Annotated in this window: 15 protein-coding genes; 10 read left to right on the forward strand and 5 right to left on the reverse strand. The window is 61.7% G+C overall.

Annotated elements, in window-relative coordinates; genetic code table 11:
• The first annotated feature begins 79 nt into the window (after nt 1-79).
• The 4 genes from F2P47_RS16620 to rarD all read left to right on the forward strand — a co-directional run bounded on the left by F2P47_RS16620 (nt 80) and on the right by rarD (nt 5,922).
• Nucleotides 80-1,741, forward strand: coding sequence for an NAD+ synthase (locus tag F2P47_RS16620; RefSeq protein ID WP_152217511.1), 1,662 nt, complete (start codon nt 80-82; stop codon nt 1,739-1,741).
• A gap of 12 nt (nt 1,742-1,753) precedes the next feature.
• Nucleotides 1,754-3,094 (forward strand): glutamate--tRNA ligase, encoded by a 1,341-nt coding sequence (gene gltX, locus F2P47_RS16625; protein WP_152217512.1) that lies wholly within the window; start codon nt 1,754-1,756, stop codon nt 3,092-3,094.
• Between the two features lie 194 nt (nt 3,095-3,288).
• Entirely contained in the window at nt 3,289-4,926 is a 1,638-nt protein-coding gene (cimA, locus tag F2P47_RS16630; protein ID WP_152217513.1) for a citramalate synthase, read from the forward strand.
• A 75-nt stretch (nt 4,927-5,001) separates the two neighbouring features.
• Nucleotides 5,002-5,922 (forward strand): EamA family transporter RarD, encoded by a 921-nt coding sequence (rarD, locus tag F2P47_RS16635; protein WP_152217514.1) that lies wholly within the window; start codon nt 5,002-5,004, stop codon nt 5,920-5,922.
• Here the strand turns inward: rarD and F2P47_RS16640 are convergent.
• Nucleotides 5,919-6,467, reverse strand: coding sequence for an LOG family protein (locus tag F2P47_RS16640; protein ID WP_152217515.1), 549 nt, complete (start codon nt 6,465-6,467; stop codon nt 5,919-5,921). The two genes, rarD and F2P47_RS16640, sit on opposite strands and share 4 nt — an antisense overlap.
• Nucleotides 6,468-6,709: 242 nt before the next feature.
• Between F2P47_RS16640 and F2P47_RS16645 the strand changes: the two genes are divergently transcribed.
• The 4 genes from F2P47_RS16645 (at nt 6,710) to pssA (ending at nt 11,365) form a co-directional block, all read left to right on the forward strand.
• Nucleotides 6,710-7,669 carry a LysM peptidoglycan-binding domain-containing protein gene (locus F2P47_RS16645; RefSeq protein ID WP_152217516.1) on the forward strand — a complete coding sequence of 320 codons (960 nt, stop codon included), beginning with the start codon at nt 6,710-6,712 and terminating at the stop codon, nt 7,667-7,669.
• Nucleotides 7,670-7,830: 161 nt separating this feature from the next.
• Nucleotides 7,831-9,753: an ABCB family ABC transporter ATP-binding protein/permease gene (locus F2P47_RS16650; RefSeq protein WP_152217517.1), complete on the forward strand. Its 1,923-nt coding sequence runs from the start codon at nt 7,831-7,833 to the stop codon at nt 9,751-9,753.
• A gap of 14 nt (nt 9,754-9,767) precedes the next feature.
• Nucleotides 9,768-10,475: a phosphatidylserine decarboxylase gene (locus F2P47_RS16655; RefSeq protein WP_281349328.1), complete on the forward strand. Its 708-nt coding sequence runs from the start codon at nt 9,768-9,770 to the stop codon at nt 10,473-10,475.
• Between the two features lie 35 nt (nt 10,476-10,510).
• Nucleotides 10,511-11,365, forward strand: a complete 855-nt coding sequence (gene pssA / locus F2P47_RS16660) for a CDP-diacylglycerol--serine O-phosphatidyltransferase (protein ID WP_152217519.1) — start codon at nt 10,511-10,513, stop codon at nt 11,363-11,365.
• Nucleotides 11,366-11,386: 21 nt separating this feature from the next.
• On the opposite strand, the gene F2P47_RS17765 is transcribed toward pssA, so the two are convergent.
• A complete protein-coding gene (locus F2P47_RS17765) occupies nt 11,387-11,530 on the reverse strand; it encodes a hypothetical protein (protein ID WP_185681172.1) in 144 nt (47 codons plus the stop codon).
• Nucleotides 11,531-11,597: 67 nt separating this feature from the next.
• Entirely contained in the window at nt 11,598-12,881 is a 1,284-nt protein-coding gene (locus tag F2P47_RS16665) for a methyltransferase domain-containing protein (protein ID WP_152217520.1), read from the reverse strand.
• Between the two features lie 287 nt (nt 12,882-13,168).
• Between F2P47_RS16665 and F2P47_RS16670 the strand changes: the two genes are divergently transcribed.
• Together F2P47_RS16670 and F2P47_RS16675 are read left to right on the forward strand one after the other, a co-directional pair.
• Complete coding sequence (locus tag F2P47_RS16670; protein WP_152217521.1) at nt 13,169-15,475, forward strand: efflux RND transporter permease subunit; 2,307 nt, start codon at nt 13,169-13,171, stop codon at nt 15,473-15,475.
• 146 nt (nt 15,476-15,621) lie between these two features.
• Nucleotides 15,622-17,031 (forward strand): hypothetical protein, encoded by a 1,410-nt coding sequence (locus tag F2P47_RS16675; RefSeq protein WP_152217522.1) that lies wholly within the window; start codon nt 15,622-15,624, stop codon nt 17,029-17,031.
• 30 nt (nt 17,032-17,061) lie between these two features.
• On the opposite strand, the gene F2P47_RS16680 is transcribed toward F2P47_RS16675, so the two are convergent.
• Together F2P47_RS16680 and F2P47_RS16685 are read right to left on the reverse strand one after the other, a co-directional pair.
• Nucleotides 17,062-18,501, reverse strand: coding sequence for a sensor histidine kinase (locus tag F2P47_RS16680; RefSeq protein ID WP_185681173.1), 1,440 nt, complete (start codon nt 18,499-18,501; stop codon nt 17,062-17,064).
• Nucleotides 18,502-18,669: 168 nt separating this feature from the next.
• Nucleotides 18,670-19,473, reverse strand: a complete 804-nt coding sequence (locus F2P47_RS16685) for an undecaprenyl-diphosphate phosphatase (protein WP_152217524.1) — start codon at nt 19,471-19,473, stop codon at nt 18,670-18,672.
• Nucleotides 19,474-19,475: the final 2 nt, after the last annotated feature.

Below are 19,475 nucleotides of genomic sequence, written 5' to 3' on the forward strand. Positions count from 1 at the left end.
AGAGGCTTGCCGCCCGCCTATTGTTCAGCGGGACGGCAAGGGCTAGAAACGCCTGCCAGGACACGGATTCACGGGACTTATGACCGACAAGCTCCGCATAGCGCTCGCCCAGCTCAACCCCACCGTGGGCGATATCGCCGGGAACCTCGAAAAGGCTGTCGAAGCGCGCCGCACGGCTGCGCTCAAGGACGCCGATGTCGTCATGTTCCCGGAACTCTTTCTTGTGGGCTATCCGCCGGAAGATCTGGTGCTGAAGCCGGCTTTTCAGCGGGCGGCAATGGCCGCGGTCGCAGAACTCGCCTCGCAGACGGCGGATGGCGGCCCGGCGGTGCTGATCGGTTCGCCCTGGGTCGATGAGGGCAAGCTCTATAATGCTTTCCTCCTGCTCGATCAGGGCGAGATCAAGGGACGCACCTTCAAGGTCGATCTGCCGAATTACGGTCCCTTCGACGAAAAGCGCGTCTTCACGCCGGGGGACGCGCCGGGGCCGCTTTCCGTGCGCGGCGTCCGTATTGGCGTTCCGATCTGCGAGGATATCTGGACGGCCGAGGTCGTCGAATGCCTGTCGGAGACCGGCGGCGAAATCCTGCTCGTGCCGAATGGCTCTCCCTATTGGGCTGACAAGGTGGATGAGCGGCAGAACATCGTCGTCTCGCGCATTCGCGAAAGCGGGCTTCCGCTCGTTTATCTGAACCAGGTCGGCGGTCAGGACGAACTCGTCTTCGACGGCGGTTCCTTCGTCATCAATGCCGATTATTCCGTGGCGCTGCAGATGCCCGCTTGGGAAGAGGCCGTTGCCATCACCGACTGGGCGCGCACCGATCGCGGCTGGGTCTGTGCGCCGGGCGAGAAGGCGTTGATCGAGGAGGATCTCGAGTCGATCTACCTCGCCGTGGTGCAGGGGCTTCGCGACTATGTGCGCAAGAACCGCTTTCCGGGCGTCGTACTGGGCTTGTCCGGCGGCATCGACTCGGCGCTCGTCGCCGCCATCGCCGTCGACGCGCTGGGTCCGGACAAGGTTCACTGCGTCATGCTGCCTTACCGCTACACGTCCGACGAGAGCATCAAGGACGCGGCGGAATGCGCGAAGCTTCTCGGCGTGAAGTATAATGTCGTACCGATCGAGGCGCCGGTCGCGGGCTTCACTGATGCGCTCGCCTCGCTCTTTGAGGGCACACAGTCGGGCATCACGGAGGAAAATCTCCAGTCGCGCTCGCGCGGCGTGATCCTGATGGCGATTTCGAACAAGTTCGGCTCGATGCTGCTGACGACCGGCAACAAGTCGGAAGTGTCGGTCGGCTATGCCACGCTTTACGGCGACATGAATGGCGGCTTCAATCCGATCAAGGACCTATACAAGATGAAGGTCTTTGCGCTGTCGCGCTGGCGCAATGAGCACATGCCGAAAAATTGCCTTGGTCCCACGGGGCGCGTGATACCCGAGAATATCATTACCCGCCCGCCGTCTGCCGAACTTCGCCCGGACCAGAAGGACGAGGATTCGCTGCCGCCCTATGAGGTTCTCGACGCGGTGCTTGAATGCCTGGTCGAGAAGGAAATGGCCATTCGCGACATCATCGCGCTGGGATATGACCGTGCCGTCGTGAAGCGGGTCGAGCATCTGCTCTATATTTCCGAGTACAAGCGCCGTCAGGCCGCACCCGGCGTCAAGATCACGCAGCGCAATTTCGGCCGCGATCGCCGCTATCCGATCGTCAACGGTTTCCGCGATGCGGATTGAACGAGCGTAACCATGACCGTCATCGCCCGCTTTGCTCCCAGCCCGACCGGCAAGCTCCATGTCGGCAATATCCGCGCGGCGCTGTTCAGCTGGCTCTATGCGAAGAAGGCGGGCGGAAAATATCTGCTGCGTCTCGACGATACGGACACGGAGCGTTCCACGGAAGAATTTGCCAAGGGGATCGAGGCCGACCTCGAATGGCTTGGCCTGAAACACGATATTTTTGCAAGGCAGTCTGACCGGATCGCCGAATATGAGTCGGCAGTGGCGGCTTTGAAGGAAGCCGGGCGTCTTTACCCCTGCTACGAGACCGGTGCCGAACTCGAACGCAAGCGCAAGCTTCAGCTCTCGCAGAAGAAGCCGCCGGTCTATGACCGCGCCGCGCTGAGGCTGACCGAAGATGAGAAGCGCGCGCTTGAAGCGGAGGGGCGCCGCCCGCATTGGCGTTTCAAGCTCGACAGCGAGAAAACGGGCTTTGACGATCTCGTTCAGGGGCATGTTGCAGTCGACGCGGCCTCGCTGTCGGACCCCGTACTGGTGCGCGAGGATGGAAGTTTCCTCTACACGCTGCCGAGCGTTGTTGACGATATCGAGTTCCGGATCACTCATGTCGTTCGCGGCGCCGACCACATCACGAATACCGGCGTGCAGATTCAGATCACCCGCGCGCTCGGTACCGAGCCACCGGTCTATGCGCATTTCTCGCTTCTGCAGGGGCCAGAGGGGCGGCCGCTTTCAAAGCGCGAAGATGCCGCCTTTTCGATCGAGGCGCTGCGCGAAGCGGGTTACGAACCCATGGCGCTCAATTCGCTGCTCGCCCGCCTCGGAACCTCCGATGCCATCGAGCCGCGGTTGACGCTGGAGGAGCTTGCGGACGGTTTCGACATATCCCATCTCGGCCGTGCGGATATTCGTTTCGATCCCGCGGACCTCGACAAGACAAATGCCGCGCTGCTCCATCTGACGCCCTATGAAGGCGTCATCGACCGGCTCGATGCGGCGAACTGCAATCTCGGAAAGGCCTTCTGGGACGCAGTGAGGCCGAACCTCGTGCGCTTCGCGGATGTGAAGGACTGGGCGCGGGTGGTTCAGGGGCCGATCGCGGCGGTCATTGAGGACGCGGGGTTCACGGCAGAAGCGGCCTCCTTGCTGCCCGAAGAGCCTTGGGGGACCGAGACCTGGGGTCTCTGGACCGAGGCGGTGAAGGGCAAGACGGGCCGGAAGGGCAAGGCGCTCTTCATGCCGCTCCGGCTTGCGCTTACCGGGCTAGCCCATGGACCGGAACTCAAAAATCTGCTACCTCTCATCGGACGCGAAAGGGCGGAAGCCCGACTTCGCGGCGTAAGCCTCTGATAAGGCTTGTGTTTTTGTAACGGCGAGACGATGGCACCGAACATGGCGATGAAACGCCCGGCCATTATTGGGATTCTCATTATTCGCGGCTGACAACAGTCTGCCGCCGCCGTACAAGCTCGCTTAAATTCCATGTGAGATAACGGGTCCGGTCGCGGCAGAGTGATGCTGTGCGCGTGATACGGAATATGACCATGAGCAGAGAACGCCTCTATCTCTTCGACACGACGCTCCGCGACGGAGCGCAGACGCAGGGCGTCGACTTCAGCGTCGAAGACAAGCGGCTCATTGCGGGCCTGCTGGATGAGCTGGGCGTCGACTACATCGAAGGCGGCTATCCCGGCGCCAATCCCACAGACACGTCCTTTTTCGGCGAGCGCCCGGCGCTCAAGCGCGCCAAATTCACCGCCTTCGGAATGACCAAGCGGGCGGGCCGCAGCGCATCGAACGATCCGGGTCTTGCCGCGATCCTTGATGCGGATACAGACGCGGTCTGCCTCGTTGCCAAGAGCTGGGATTTTCATGTGCGGGTCGCGCTGGGCGTTACCAATGAAGAGAACCTCGAGTCGATCGAGGACAGCGTGAAGGCGGTCGCAGCCAAGGGCCGCGAGCCGATGATCGACTGCGAGCATTTCTTCGACGGCTATAAGGCGAACCGCGCCTATGCGCTTTCCTGCATCAGGACGGCGCTGGATGCTGGCGCGCGCTGGGCGGTGCTTTGCGACACCAATGGCGGCACGCTGCCGGACGAGGTCGAGCGCATCGTGGGCGAGGTGATCGCGTCTGGCGTTCCCGGCGACCGGCTCGGCATCCATGCGCATAACGATACGGAAAACGCGGTGGCGAATTCGCTTGCTGCGATCCGCGCGGGTGTGCGCCAGGTGCAGGGGACGCTCAACGGTCTCGGCGAGCGTTGCGGCAATGCGAACATCGTGTCGCTGATCCCGACGCTGCTTCTGAAGAAGGAATATGCAGATCGCTTCGAAATCGCCGTCAGCCTCGAAAGGCTGAAGACGCTGACGCATGTCTCGCGCACACTGGATGAAATCCTGAACCGCGCGCCGAACCGCTACGCCCCCTATGTCGGCGAGAATGCCTTTGCCTCCAAGGCCGGCATCCATGTCTCGGCGATCCTGAAGGATCCCGCGACCTATGAGCATGTACCGCCGGAATGCGTCGGCAACCAGCGCAAGATCGCCGTTTCCGATCAGGCGGGCCGGTCGAACATCCTTGCCGCGCTCGAAGAGGCCGGCATCAAGATCGACCCGAAGGATTCCCGTGTGCAGCGCCTTCTCGACGAGGTGAAGGAGCGCGAATTCCTCGGCTATTCCTATGACGGCGCTGGCGCGTCCTTTGAGCTTCTGGCGCGGCGTCTTCTCGGCGAAGTGCCCGAATATTTCGTGATCGAATCCTTCCGCGTTCTGGTCGAGCGCCGTTACAACGCGGCGGGCGAGTTCGTCACGGTTTCGGAAGCGACCGTGAAGGTGAATGTCGATGCCGATTTGCTGATCTCGGTGGGCGAGGGCAACGGCCCCGTCAATGCGCTCGATCAGGCGCTGCGCAAGGATCTCGGCAAATATTCACCCTATATCGAAGATCTGCGTCTTGCGGACTTCAAGGTCCGTATCCTGACGAGCGGCACCGAAGCGATCACCCGCGTCATGATCGAAAGCGCGGACGGCAAGGGCAACCGATGGTTCACCGTCGGCGTCTCGCCCAATATCGTCGACGCCTCGTTCCAGGCGCTGGTCGATTCCATCACCTACAAGCTGCTGCGCGATGGTGCGCCTGCGCCCGTCAAACCGGCCAAAAAAATGGAAGTGCGAGTCTAGTTTTCCGCAGAGCGCAACCTCGCCCGCGCTCCGGCTGGAGCGTTTGGGCGGGGGTATAAATCAAGGCTCTGCATCATGACGACGACCACGCCTGCCGAAATTCAAACCCGTGAAGCGACATTGGGCGGCTTTGCCGCTGGCGCCGGATATATGTTCTGGGGTCTTTCGGTCATCTTTTATCGGCAGCTCGCGCATGTCGTGCCCTTTGAAATTCTGGCGCACCGCACACTCTGGAGCATTCTGCTCATCGCGGCGCTGATCTTTGGGCTGGGGCGCGGTATGCATCTTGGCGCATTGCTGCGCGACCGCAGGAAGCTTGCGACGCTTGCCTTGTCGGCGATGCTCCTCGCCATGAATTGGGGCATTTTCATCTGGGCCATCAATTCCGGCCGCATTCTTGAAACGAGCCTCGGTTATTTCATCAATCCACTGGTGAGCGTTCTCCTCGGTGTCGCTCTTCTCGGTGAGAGACTGTCGCGTCCGCAGATCTCCGCCGTTGCGCTCGCGGGGGCGGCTGTCGCCTGGTTCACTTTCTCGCTTGGGTTTCTGCCGTGGATCGCGCTGGCGCTGGCGGCGAGTTTTGCCGCCTATGGCTACTTGCGGAAGATCACGCGGGTCGACGCCCTGGCGGGGCTTCTCATCGAGGTCGTGGTGATGTCGCCCTTCGCGATTGCCTATCTCGCTTACGCCTCGGCGCATGGCGGAACGGGCTTTGCGAAGGATGGCTGGCTCACCGATGCGTTGCTCGTCGCGACGGGGCCGATGACGACGCTGCTGCTGGTGCTTTTCACCTATGGCGCGCAGCGCGTCCGGCTGACGACGCTTGGGCTCCTGCAATATCTGGTGCCGACCATGTCCTTCGTGATCGCCATCTGGGTCTATGGCGAGCCGCTTGGCCACGGCCAGATGGTGACCTTCGGCCTCATCTGGATCGGTCTTGCAATCTTCACCGTGGATGCATGGCGGAAGGAGCGGGAGCTTCGCCGCGTGACTTAAATCGCAGCCTCGATGCGCGGAAGAATGTCCCCGACCTTGTCGACGACCGAATAGATGCTGCGGATGTTCGAGCGCGCGAAGCCCGACTTGATCATGTGGTCCAGCAGCGCGATCAGCGGGTCCCAGAACCCATTGAGATTAAGAAACACGATGGGGCATTTGTGACGGCCGAGCTGTGCCCAGGTCATCATTTCGATGACTTCTTCCAGTGTGCCCACGCCGCCGGGCAGCGCCACGAAGGCGTCGGACCGCTCGAACATCGTCCATTTGCGGGTGTGCATGCTGTCGGTGACGATGAGCTCCGTCACCTCCTTGAGCTGGACCTCCTTGGTGGACAGGAAGTCGGGGATGATGCCGGTGACCCGTCCTCCCTCGGCCATGACCGACCGGGCGATGGCGCCCATGACGCCTACGCCGCCGCCGCCATAAACGAGGCCGACGCCAGAGCGGGCCAGGATACGGCCGAACTCTTGCCCGGCTTCGACATAGGCAGGCTCATTGCCATTGCTCGATCCGCAATAAACGCAAACATTCGAAATTTTCATGGAACGAAACCTGAGGGGAACGCGGGAACCGGCGGGGCGAGCCCGCATGCTATAAGTGCCTGGCCTCCGTTGAAAGCGCTACCTCGCGCAGGCGCCAGTCATGCTGGTGTCTTCCTTGCAGGGTAGATGGTGGGAAATAGCCCCGCCTGCCGGTTGTGCCGGAATGGGACATAGCTTTACCATCGCGCGTGTTCGTCTGGGGCAGGGGCCCCTTGGGGGGCGGACCAAAGGGGACATGAAGGATGCGTAACACTGGTCTGATAGCAGGCGGCGTGGCGGTGGTTCTGGCCGCTCTGGTCGGAGCCTATTTCCTCTTTTTCCGCCATGGCGGCGAGACGCCTGCGCCGGTCGCGCAGCCGGCGGCGCAGGGCGAGGCCAAGGCGCCCGCCGCCGTCGAGGACAAGAGCATTCCGACATTCGATGTCGTCCGCGTGGAGCGCGATGGTTCGACCGTCGCCGCGGGCCGCGCGCTGCCCGGCGCCAAGGTGGACATCAAGGCCAATGGCGAAGTCCTGGCCACGGTGCAGGCGGACGGCAATGGCGAATGGGTGATCGCACTCGACAAGCCGCTGAAGCCCGGCAATATCGTCATCACGCTGACGGCGCACAATCCCGACGGCACGGTGAAGGACAGCTTGCAGTCCGTCGCCGTCAATGTGCCGGAGCAGAAAGACAAGCCCGCGCTCGTCGTCATGAGCGAACCCGGCAAGGCGAGCCGTGTGTTGCAGGGCCCCGGCGTACCCTCCGATGCAGGGAGCCTCGTCCTCGAAACGGTCGATTACGACAAGAACGGCAATCTCATCATTTCCGGCAAGGCGACGCCGCTCTCAACAGTGCGGGTCTATGTCGGCGGCAAGCCGGTGGGCGACGCGACAACTGATGCCAAGGGCCATTGGGAGCTTCGTCCCACCGTCGAGATCGCGCCGGGCCGCTATGCGCTGCGCATCGATCAGCTGGATCAGGCGGGCAAGGTCGTCGCCCGCGTGGAACTGCCCTTTGAACGCGGCGCGCCGGACCAGATCGCCGAAGCGCTTCGCAAGGGGCAGGTCATCATCCAGCCGGGCAACAACCTCTGGACCATCGCCCAGCGGCTTTACGGTTCGGGCTTCCGCTACACGGTCATCTATGAGGCCAACAAGGACCAGATTCGCGACCCGAATCTCATCTATCCGGGTCAGGTCTTCGCGACCCCGCCCAAGTAGCGACAAGTGACGAAATGTCCCGCCGGGCTTGCCCCGTGGGCAGGAATCCTTATCTAAAGGCGAAGTTTGGCGCCCCGCTTCGGCAAGATGGCCGGGGCGGGGCGTTTCCCTGCTGGCAGGATGGCTTGCGCCCCGCCGTCAAACCGAGGACCCTCGCCGCCATGAGGCATTTGAAGTCATCCGGCCCCGAGGGCGGCCCACACCCCGTCACGGGCGGCGCCGCGCCGGTCAGGCATCGGCGCATCGAGACGCTGCGCTCCTTCGCGCCCTATTTGTGGCCCAAGGGCAGGCCCGATCTGCGCATGCGCGTCGTCTCGGCGCTGCTGCTGCTGGTCGCAGCGAAGGCCATTACGGTTTATGTGCCCTTCCTTTACCGCGACGCCACGAACCTGCTGGCGCCCAAGGGCGGGGCGGCGGCGCTGCTTGCCGTTCCGTTTGGACTGATCGTCGCCTATGGCCTCGGCCGCATCATGATGGTGGCGCTTGCCCAGCTGCGCGACGGCGTCTTTGCTCAGGTAAGCCAGAATGCGGTGCGCGAACTGGCGCTGCGGACCTTCCGCCACCTTCATGCGCTGTCGCTGCGCTTCCATCTCGAGCGGCGGACGGGCGGGCTTTCGCGCGTCATCGAGCGCGGTACCAAGGCGATCGACCTGCTGCTGCGCTTCTCGATCTTCAACATCATTCCGACCATCATCGAGCTTGCGCTGGTCGGCGTCATTTTCGTCTGGGCCTTCAACGTCTGGTTCGCCGTCGTCACCGGTGTGATGATCGTTCTCTATATCTGGTTCACCTTCACGGTGACGGAGTGGCGCACGCGCTTTCACCGGCAGATGAACTCGCTCGATACCGAGGCCAATACCAAAGCGATCGACAGCCTGCTGAATTTTGAGACGGTCAAATATTTCGGCAACGAGGAGCACGAGGCGCGGCGCTTCGACCGTTCGATGAAGGGTTACGAGGCAGCAGCGGTCAAGACGACGACATCGCTCTCGATCCTCAATGCGGGGCAGACCGCCATCTTCACCGTCGGCCTCACCATTCTCATGCTGATGGCCGCGCAGGGCGTCGTGAAGGGTACGATGACCATCGGCGACTTCGTCATGGTCAATGCCTATCTCATTCAGCTTTATCAGCCGCTCAACCTGCTCGGCATGGTCTATCGCGAAATCCGTCAGGCGCTGATCGACATGGAGACCATGTTCGATCTTCTCGAAATCCCGACCGAGGTGGCCGACGCATCCGACGCGAGGCCGCTTGCCGTGAAGGGCGGGGAGATTGTCTTCGAGAATGTCTCCTTCCACTACGACAAGGAGCGCACGATCCTCGACGGCGTTTCCTTCCGTGTGCCGGCGGGGCGAACGCTTGCCATCGTCGGCCCGTCCGGCGCGGGCAAGTCGACCATTTCGCGCATTCTTTTCCGCTTCTATGACATCACCAGGGGCAGGGTGCTGATCGACGGGCAGGATCTGCGTGAAGTCACGCAAGCCTCGCTCCGCGCCGCCGTGGGCATGGTTCCGCAGGACACGGTACTCTTCAACGACACCATTCGTTACAACATCCGCTACGGGCGCCCTGAGGCGAGTGACGGGGAGGTCTTCGAGGCGGCGGCGCAGGCGCAGATTGCTGATTTTGTCGCGCGTCTGCCCAAGGGCTTCGACACGATGGTGGGCGAGCGCGGCCTCAAGCTTTCAGGTGGCGAGAAGCAGCGCGTAGCGATTGCGCGCACCATTCTGAAGAACCCGCCCATCCTCATTCTCGACGAGGCGACGTCCGCGCTCGATACGCATACCGAGAAAGAGATTCAGGCGGCGCTGAAGCGCATCTCGCAGAACCGCACAACGCTCATCATCGCGCACCGACTTTCCACCGTGGTCGATGCCGACGAGATCATTGTTCTCGATCATGGCCGCATCGCGGAGCGCGGACGCCATGAGGAACTGCTTGCTCGCGGCGGCAAATACGCCGCCATGTGGAACCGCCAGCGCGAGGCGGACGCGGCGCGCGAGAAGCTCAAGGAAACCGAAGACGAGGGCTCGCCCGAACCCGCCCGCGCCATTGATGCGCTTGTCGGCGAACCGGGCTAGACTGTGCATTCGAAATTGAACCTGAGAGCCGGAAAGAACCTATGGACAGCCTGACCTCGATCCTGGTGCCCATCCATCGCGAAGGCCACCGCTTCGTCATTATCTTCGCAGCGGTGACGGTCGTTCTTTTCCTGCTCTGGTATCCGCTGGGCTGGGTAGGCGTCGTGCTGACGCTCTGGTGCCTCTACTTCTTCCGCGATCCGGACCGTGTGACGCCGAAGCGCGAGGGGCTTGTCATCAGCCCCGCCGACGGTGTGGTCAACATGATCACTGAAGCCTCGCCGCCGCCTGAGCTCGGCCTTGGCGAAATGCGCCGCACCCGGGTCAGCATTTTCATGAACGTCTTCAACTGCCATGTGAACCGGTCGCCCATTGCGGGCAAGGTGCTGCGCGTCGCCTATCGGCCCGGGCAGTTCCTCAATGCAAGCCTCGACAAGGCGAGCGAGGACAATGAGCGCAACTCGCTCGTCATCGAGCGCGCGGACGGCCAGCAGATCGTCGTTGTGCAGGTCGCGGGCCTTGTCGCGCGGCGCATCGTTTGCGACGTCGCGGAGGGCAAGGAGCTTCAGGCCGGCGAGCGCTATGGCATCATCCGCTTCGGCAGCCGTCTCGACGTCTATCTGCCGGAGGGTGCGATTCCGCTCGTGGCTGTCGGCCAGACCGCCATTTCCGGCGAGACCGTGCTTGCGGATTCGATCTCGGTCGAACCGCACCACATTTGAACAGGCCACCTTTGAACAGGCAAGAGGACGAGCCCATGGCCAATCCCATTCCGCCCTTCGGTCAGCGCCCCGAGAGAGGGCGCGGGTTCCGCGGCAGGCGTCCGGGCGGTCACTTCGGGCATATGCCGATCCGTACGATCATTCCCAACGCGCTGACCGTGCTCGCGCTTTGCGCGGGCCTCACCGCGATCCGTTTCGCGCTTGAAGCGAAGTTCGAGGCGGCGGTGGCGGCGATCATCGTTGCGTCGGTTTTCGACGGGCTCGACGGAAGGGTGGCGCGGCTTCTCAATGGATCGTCGAAATTCGGCGCCGAACTCGACTCGCTGACCGACTTTGTGAATTTCGGCGTGGCGCCCGTTCTCGTTCTCTATCTCTGGTCGCTGAACGAGATTGGCGGCATCGGCTGGATCGCGGTGCTGGGCTATGCGGTCTGCTGCGCGCTGCGTCTCGCACGCTTCAACGTGGCGCTGGAGGACCCTGACAAGCCCGCCTGGACCGGCAATTATTTTGTAGGGGTGCCCGCGCCTGCAGGCGCGATGCTCGTCATGCTGCCGCTCTATCTGAGCTTCATCGGCCTCGACGGGCTGAACACGCTGCCGCTGCTCATCGCGGTGCACTGCTTCTTCGTCGCCTTCCTGCTGATCAGCCGTATACCGACCTTTTCAGGCAAGCGGATGGGCGTTCGCATCAAGCGCGACATGGTCCTGCCGATTTTGCTGCTGGTCGGTTTCTCGGCGGCGGTGATCCTGAACTATCCGTGGATCGCCTTCACCGCGTTGAGCGCCGGCTATCTCGCGATGATCCCTGTCAGCGTCGCGCGCTATCGCCATCATCAGGCGCGCATGGCGGGTGCCCAGGTTCCGGAGAGCGACGATCTGCCGATCGGCTGAGGAGCTGATGGCGGGTGGCCGTCAGTCCCGCTCGGCCGGAGTCTGTCGGGACGTATCCTTCTGCGCCGTGCGATAGGTCGAGTGGCGGAGCAGGGCGCCGGATGCGTCGAAAATCGGCTCGACGCGGCGGGGTTGGGCAGTCGCTTGGGTGGTCTGGCTAGACATTCCGCTCTCCGTGGCGTCCTGCACATCCGGGCTGCGCTTCGCGCTCGTCACGCCCGGCGGTCATCGGTTAATCGATGGTCATCGGATCGTTGAGCGCGCGTTTGGGGCCGTGATGCATCCGCGCGTGGATGAAAATCAGTTTCAGTCTTCCGCTTTCCAGTGCACGGCATCGCGCCATCCAGAGGTCAGCCTCTTCCATCAACATGGCGGCCTTTTCGGGCTGAATTTTGGCGTTTTTAAGGTGGGCATGGAGTTTCTTCCAGCCGGCCTGAATGAGAGCCACATATTCGGCGGTCAGATCATCCGTGCTTTTGACTTCGAAGCGCAGATGAGCCAGCAGTTCGGAATACTCTTCCAGCGTGCAAGGCGTAGGTTTGCGGGGTTCGGCGGCCCGCCAGGCGTCCACGACTTCGCATTTGGCCCGGTCGGACAGGATAAAATCCGTGATGAGCAGCGCGCCGCCATCAACCAGCGCCCGCATCGCGGAGGCGAGGAATTTCCGGCGGTCGCGGAAGGAAAAGAGCGCTTCCCGCGCGAAAATGGCCCCATAGCACTTGTCGCCCAGAGTCTCCGTCTCGGGGTTGCCGCTGCGGATCGGCGTTTGCGCGAGCATGCCGAGCCGGTCCGAAATCATGCCACCGGCGACGGCGAAGATTGGTTCGCCCTCCAGGCCCTCAATGGTGAGGTTCAGGGCTTTGGCTACCGCCCGCATGCTACCGCCAAGGCCCGGCGCAACGTCAAGACAGGGGCTTCCGGCAGGAAGGGAGATATTGCGCAAGAGCCCGGGGAAGAAACCGTCTCCGCCCGGGAGGCTGAACCCTTCGCCCCAGATGCTCTGAATGATGTCGATGCGCTCTTCGATCGGCGAGAGAGGAGGAGGCGCAGAAACGGGGGCCGCCATGGGTGCGGCGACGGGCGCCGGGCTTAGGGCGGGTTCGATCTTCTCGGGCTTTTTGCCGCTCGCGCGGGCCGCGTCGAGACGAGGCAGATCCCCGACATTTACCCCTTCCCACCAGGCGCGCAGCCGGAGCTTGAAGATGGAGAGGCGCGATGGACCGGTCGCCGCGGCCTTCATGTGCTTTGAGCTTGGCTGAGCCGACTTTGCCGCCTTTCCGCTCTTCTTTGGAAGGGGCGCGGGCTCATCGTCGCCGCTCGGTCGCTTTTCTGGATGTTCGATCAGGTATTTTTCGAGGGTCTGGCGGTGGTCGTTGCTCAACTTGCGCATCTTGCGGAAGCGCGCGATTGCCTCCCCCGACATTTGCTCGAGGCTGGCCCTGAAGACGGGCACGGACATGGCCTTGAGTTCGGCTGTGCCGACCGTCGCCAGATTGATGCCAGTTTCCGCGCCCATAACCTTCCTGCCGCTCTGTGCCTTCGGGAACAGCACCCGAAGGCCGCGCCGGTTTCTTTCTGGCCCGGCGCCCGGATACGCTCTCTCGCCGGGGCTCAGCCGGTTTCGACAACGCCAAGCGGCATTTTTGCCTGAATGTCGTTAAAATCGGGTTGGCGTCGGCGCCGTGGGCGGGTTGTGCCTTTGCGGGACAAGCGCATAAACTCGCGTGACCACCGGGCCCGGGTTCGAATGTCGGGGCCGGGCGGGAGGTGGATTCCAGAAGGCGGCGGGGCGGCGCCAATCCAATGTCGAGATTTACTGAAACGGTGCTTCGTGCGCCGCGCATCGTTATGGCGCTGTGCTTCCTCCTCTGCATGGTCGCGGAGGCGGGCCTGCCGCGACTCACGCTGTCATCCGATACGCGGGTCTTCTTCGATCCGAAGAATCCCGAACTGCACGAACTTCAGAAGTTCGAGAGCAAATACGGACAGAACAACAGCGTTCTCATGGTCGTCTGGGCGGGTGGCAAGAAGGTGACGACGCCCGAGACGCTCGCCGCCATCGGCGATCTCACCGCCAGGGCATGGAAGCTGCCGTATTCGACGCGTGTGGAGTCGCTGACGAATTTCCCCCATGTCACCGCCGATGCCGACAGTTTCGCCGTCGACGAACTGGTGCCTCATCCCGATAGCGTGACGCCCGAGCAGGCGACCGAAATCGAGCGCGTGGCGGTCTCGGACGATCTTGTGCGGAATCGCCTTCTTGCGGCCGATGCAAAGGCGGCCGGCGTCCTTATCAATTTCAATCTTCCGCCCGAGGGTTCGAAGCAGGTACGCGATATCATCGCCGCATCCCGCGCGCTCGCGCGCGCTACAGAGGCGGCGCATCCCGGCGTCGAGGTGAAGGTTACGGGCAATGTCATCCTGATGGGGACCTTCTCCGAGGCTGCTGTCAGGGACGCGAGATTCCTCATTCCCGTGAGCCTAGCGGTCACCGCGTTGATCATGATGATCTTCGTGCGGGCCATCAAACCGAGTCTCGCCATCCTGACGCTGCTCATCCTCTCCAGCGCCTCGGCCATGGGCATTGCGGGCTGGTTCAACTACGTCATCAATCTGTCGACCATTGCTGCGCCGATCATCATCATGACCGTGAATATGGCCGCCGCCGTGCGCATCGTTACGACGACCATGGCGGAACTTGGCGCAGGCAGAACCAAGTTGGATGCGATCAGAGAATCGCTGCGCATCCATGTGCGTCCTGTGACCATGACGAATGCGACAAGCGCCCTGGGCTTCCTGTCGATGAACCTCGCCGACGCGCCGCCCTTCGTCGATCTGGGCAATATCGTCGCCATGGGTATCGGGATTGCCTATGTCATGACGTTTACATGGTTGCCGGCCATGCTGTTGCTGATGCCGCTCACCCCTGCGGTCAGCCGCTCGGAGCGATTGATGATCGGGCTCGGTCATTTCGTGAACCGCCATTATGCAGCGCTCTTCGTGGTTACCGGTATGCTCGTCGTGGCGTCGTGCTTCTGGCTCGGCAAGATCACGCTCGACGACGATTTCCAGCGCTATTTCGACAAGCGGTTCGATTACCGCCAGGCGTCGGACTTTGCCGAAGATCATCTGACCGGCCTCAACCTCATCGAATTCGACATTGGCTCGGGGCATGACAGCGGCGTCTACGATCCGGACTACCAGCGCAAGGTCGCGGCCTTCGCCGTCTGGCTTCGCGCACAGCCGAGAGTGGTCAGCGTCCTCTCATTGCCCGACATCACGCGGCGCATCAACAAGACGATCAATTTCGGCAAGGCTGGCGATCAGGACACGATCCCGGACAACTCCAATCAGATCGCCCAATATTTCCTGCTCTACGAGATGTCGTTGCCCTATGGTGCCTCAATCACTGACCAGATTAATGTGAGCCGCTCGTCGAGCCGGGTGACGGCCATCCTCGCACATGCGACGGCCAGCGAAATCCGGGCCACGAACAAGGCTGCGCAGGCATGGCTCGCGGCCAATGCGCCGCCGCAGATGCAGGCGAAGGGCATCAGCATCAACGTCCTCTTCTCGCACCTTTCCTGGGAAAATATCCGCTCGATGATCGGAAGCACCATCGTCTCGATGCTGTTGATCGCGGTGGTGGTCGGGGTTGTCTTGCGCAGCGTGACTTACGGCCTTCTCAGCATCGTCATGAACGTGCTGCCGAGCGTTGTCGGCTTCGGGCTGTGGGGCCTCTTCATCGGCCAGCTGGGCCTCTCCGCTGCCGTCATCACGGCCATGACGATCGGTCTCGTCGTCGACGACACGATCTATTTTCTCCTGATGTATCAGGCGGCGCGGAAGAGGGGCCTCAATGCGGAGGAGGCGAACAACGATGTATTCGTTAATGTCGGCGTCGCAATGCTGGTCATTACTTCGTCGCTCGCCGTAGGCTTTGGTGTGCTGATGTTCTCCGGCTTCGAGGTCAATTATGCGCTTGGCGCACAGACGTCGATCATCATTGTCGCCAATCTTTTCATCGACTGGATGATGCTTCCGCCGCTGCTCCGTCTCATTGATGGCAAGCGGGCCCGCGCGTCATTGACACGTCAAACGCATGTATAAGGTGCGCCTACGGAAATTATGGTTAAGGTTTATCTAAAATTTGCATTTTCTTAAGCTTTATGATTGCCTAACAAAAGTTGACTAGAGTGGCTGGGGGCCAAGTAATGCGGACTTATGAGCAGCTGACCGGTGCTGAAGGCAGGCGCATGTTTTTTCGTGCCGAACGGTACAGGCCGGAAGAACTCTTCAAGGAAGTCGTTCCTGCGGTTTACTTCGGAAACGAGAAGGCCGCTCTCAAGAACATCAGCATGACGGGCATTGCCGCGCAGAGCAGCGACGCTGATACTTGGGATGGTCGTTTGGGCTCGGAGATTCCCTTCGAACTGAAGGTCGGCGACGAGAAGCTTTATCATGGGTCCGGGCGTATCCGCCGCGTCGAGCCGCATGGTGCGCGCGCCACGGTTGCGCTGGAATTCACCTCGGGCTTTCTCGACATTCCCGCCATCGTCACCAAGCACGATAATCTTCTGCTGTCGCGGGCGCTTGCCGATCCGACGTTCGGTACGTCGGAGGGCATCCTCCCGGAATTCGCGCAGCTCTGCATGGAGATCGTGAATCTCTTCCGCTCCTACAAGCAGATCCTCGAGGCTTATGAAGCGCGTTTGACGGCCACGGGCGACGAGCGCGACGCAAAACTCCTGTCGGCGCTGATCGCTTGCGAGGAGCGTATCGTCCCGCAATGGAAGGAGCTCTGGTATCGCGGCAGCGACATTCTGGAGCCGGTTTGGGCAGACCCCGCGGTTCTCGCGCGCCACAAGCGCTATGCCGAACGCGTCCTGACCCCCGACTTCATGCCGGGCGCGGTCATGCGCCGATGCTATGAAAAGCCGCTCGGTTATCCGGGCGACTTCCAGATCATGAATTATGTTTATGAGTGGCAGCGCATCGGCAATACGCCTTACGAGAAGCTGCTCCACCGCATCGGCATCGAGACCGGCGCCTGCGTTGGTACGCGTCTGCGTATGACGCAGAAGATCCTTGGCGATGCGATTGCTGCCAATCCCGGCGACAAGGCGATGAACATCGCCAATCTCGGCTGCGGATCGGCCTATGAGGTCTATGACTATCTACGGATCGAGCGTCTGGCACGTCCGGTCAACTTCACGCTGATCGATCAGGACCAGCGTGCGCTGAGCCATGCCTATGAGCATGGTTTCCGCGAGGTGTCGCGCCATCGGGGGCGGGCCAAGATCCAGTGCCTGCAGGCGTCCTTCGCGCAGCTTCTGAAGGCGGGCGCGCTTTTCCGTACGCTTCCGCCGCAGGACATTCTCTACAGCCTGGGTCTTTTCGATTATCTCTCGCACCGCCGCGCCAAGGCCCTCGCGCATGATCTCTACGAGCAGGTCGCTCCTGGCGGCAAGCTCATCATCGCGAATGTGAAGCAGGGGCGCGAGACCTGTCAGTGGCCGCTGGAATTTGTGACCGACTGGAGCCTGATCTATCGCACCGAAGATGACATGCGGGCGATGGTCGAGGGGCTCGATGTCACCAATGTAACGGTCACGGAAGACGCGACGAAGTGCGTCTATCTGATGGTTGCGGACAAGCCGGCCTGATCTTCTACGAGGAGCGCCGATGGATGTGCGTCAGCGCACGTTCCAGAGGCGCTCGTCGGCCGGGGCCACAAAGCGGCTCTTCGGGAAGGTCGCGGTGACGGTCGTCCCCTGACCGCTTTCACTTTCAAGCTCCACCGTGCCGCCATGCAGACTCATGATCTTGCGCACCAGCGGCAGGCCAAGGCCCGTGCCCTGATGAGTGCGGGACATGGCGTTTTCGACCTGCACGAAGGGCTCGAAGATACGAATAATATCGGCCTTTTTGACGCCAATGCCTGTGTCGCGGACGGTGAGCGCCAGATTGCGCGCGGCATCGAGACCGATCTCGATCCAGACATGGCCGCCTTCCGGCGTGAATTTCAGCGCGTTCGAGGTGAGGTTGATCGCAACCTGATTGAAGAGGCGTGGATCGGCGATGATCCAGGGAATGTCGTCGCGCACGCGGAATGAGAGTTCGACGCCCAGTTCAGAGGCGCGCTGGCGGAACATGCGCATGGCGCGGTTGAGCGACTCGACCGGGGCGATCGGCTCTTCTTCGAGATGCAGCTTGCCGGCCTCAGCCTTCGAGATATCGAGAATGTCGTTGATGATGCTCAGCAGATGCGCGCCGCTGGAGCGGATGTCGTTGGCGTAATCCGCATATTTCGGTTGGCCGACCGGGCCGAACATCTGGTTCGCGATGATCTCGGAGAAGCCGATGATGGCGTTAAGCGGCGTCCGGAGCTCATGGCTCATGATGGCGAGGAAGTCGTTCTTCGCGCGGTTCGCCGCTTCCGAACGGCTCAGCAGCCTTTCGGAGCGCGTCCGCTCGCGGCGCAGATACTCGTTGTCGATGAAGCTGCGGCGAAGCTGGTATTCCTGGATGTAGTTGACGAAGACGCTCACGCCGATCGCGAAGGCGAGGAAGGCGTTGTTGTTGATGAGGATCGTGCTCGGCATCGGATTGATGGCGAACACGACCACTTCATAAAGGGCAAATGTCGCCACCGAAATGGCTGTCGAATAGAGGTAGCTCAGCCGCCAGAGGCAGTTGCTGTAGCCAATGATGATGATGAGCCCGCCATAGTAAAGCTGGCTGCCCGGCGCCTGCGCGAGCGCGATCATGACCACGACGCTGATGCCAGGTATCGCCATCGAGAGCGACAGGAGCCCCTGATGCCGATAATTGAACCAGGGTGCGTAGCTGATCGCGGCGAGAGAGAGAAGCAAGGGGCACGCGATCCCGAAGCGGATGAGCCACGCCTTATACAGGATGTCGGGGACGATATAGGGATCGAGAAGGGCGTAGACCGCGAAGATCACCGCGCCCATCACGATCGAAAATCGCGTCAGGCCCAGCTGTCGGTGGTAGTTGCGCCGACTGTAGGAGTCCTCGAGTTCGGCCTGACAGAAACGGAGCGTGAACGGATTGATGGCGTAGTCGTCCGCGGTGCCGACGATTGAATCGGCGGCATCTGCAAGGCTATCCATGGCCCGGCCAACGGGCTGGCCATGTACGCCTGAAGCTCGATCGATCGAATCCGTCATCTTCGCCCGGACAAAAAACACACTCCCTTGTTGAATAAACCAAAAGGGCTAATGGAGGATTAAGCGGGCGGAGATGGTAAGGATTGATAAAGGTTAACAGCGGGTTGTGGTTCAGATCACCCAGAAATAGGCGGCGAGAGCGGCGCCGAAAATGATGCGATACCAACCAAAGACCACGAAGCTATGGCGGCTGACGAAGCCGACGAGCCAGCGCACGACGACGATTGCCGAGATAAAGGCCGCGACGAAGCCTACCGCGATCACGGCGCTGTCGTCGGCGTTGAGCAGATGACGGCTCTTCCAGAGGTCGAGAACCGTCGCTCCCAGCATGGTCGGGATGGCCAGGAAGAACGAGAACTCAGCCGCCGTCTTGCGTTCCACGCCGAGCAGCAGCGCGCCGAGGATGGTCGCGCCGGAGCGGGACACGCCGGGCACCATGGCGAGGCACTGGAAAAATCCGATCTTGAGAGAGGTGAGGGGCGTGAGTTCTTCGATGGCTGCATAGCGCGGTTCCGGCCGCCAACGCTCGATGGCGAGGATGGCGACGCCGCCGACGATCAGAGAGGTGCAGACGACCGCCGGGTTGAAAAGCACCGACTTGATGAAGTCATGGAGCAGAAAGCCGAAAAACGCCGCCGGCAGGAAGGCGATGATGACGGCCATGGCGAAATGTCGCGCTGCAGGATCGTCGACGAGGCCGAAGGCAACCTCGAAGAGCTTGCGGGCATAAAGCACACAGATGGCCAGAATCGCGCCGAGCTGGATCACGACCTCAAAGACGGTCGCCAAAGGACCGGAAAATCCGATCAGATCGCCGGCGACGATGAGGTGGCCGGTGGAGGAAACGGGCAGGAACTCGGTCACGCCCTCGACAACGCCGAGGAAAACGGCCTGTAGCAGAAGCAGCATATTCATTT

Origin of the sequence: Parvibaculum sedimenti, assembly GCF_009184905.1 — a bacterium.
Taxonomy (GTDB): Bacteria; Pseudomonadota; Alphaproteobacteria; order Parvibaculales; family Parvibaculaceae; genus Parvibaculum; species Parvibaculum sedimenti.

Coding starts and splice junctions, on each gene's coding strand:
- F2P47_RS16620 (WP_152217511.1), top strand. CDS start 80: ATGACCGACAAGCTCCGCATAGCGCTCGCCCAGCTCAACCCCACCGTG.
- gltX (WP_152217512.1), top strand. CDS start 1,754: ATGACCGTCATCGCCCGCTTTGCTCCCAGCCCGACCGGCAAGCTCCAT.
- cimA (WP_152217513.1), top strand. CDS start 3,289: ATGAGCAGAGAACGCCTCTATCTCTTCGACACGACGCTCCGCGACGGA.
- rarD (WP_152217514.1), top strand. CDS start 5,002: ATGACGACGACCACGCCTGCCGAAATTCAAACCCGTGAAGCGACATTG.
- F2P47_RS16640 (WP_152217515.1), bottom strand. CDS start 6,467: ATGAAAATTTCGAATGTTTGCGTTTATTGCGGATCGAGCAATGGCAAT.
- F2P47_RS16645 (WP_152217516.1), top strand. CDS start 6,710: ATGCGTAACACTGGTCTGATAGCAGGCGGCGTGGCGGTGGTTCTGGCC.
- F2P47_RS16650 (WP_152217517.1), top strand. CDS start 7,831: ATGAGGCATTTGAAGTCATCCGGCCCCGAGGGCGGCCCACACCCCGTC.
- pssA (WP_152217519.1), top strand. CDS start 10,511: ATGGCCAATCCCATTCCGCCCTTCGGTCAGCGCCCCGAGAGAGGGCGC.
- F2P47_RS17765 (WP_185681172.1), bottom strand. CDS start 11,530: ATGTCTAGCCAGACCACCCAAGCGACTGCCCAACCCCGCCGCGTCGAG.
- F2P47_RS16665 (WP_152217520.1), bottom strand. CDS start 12,881: ATGGGCGCGGAAACTGGCATCAATCTGGCGACGGTCGGCACAGCCGAA.
- F2P47_RS16670 (WP_152217521.1), top strand. CDS start 13,169: ATGTCGAGATTTACTGAAACGGTGCTTCGTGCGCCGCGCATCGTTATG.
- F2P47_RS16675 (WP_152217522.1), top strand. CDS start 15,622: ATGTTTTTTCGTGCCGAACGGTACAGGCCGGAAGAACTCTTCAAGGAA.
- F2P47_RS16680 (WP_185681173.1), bottom strand. CDS start 18,501: ATGGATAGCCTTGCAGATGCCGCCGATTCAATCGTCGGCACCGCGGAC.
- F2P47_RS16685 (WP_152217524.1), bottom strand. CDS start 19,473: ATGAATATGCTGCTTCTGCTACAGGCCGTTTTCCTCGGCGTTGTCGAG.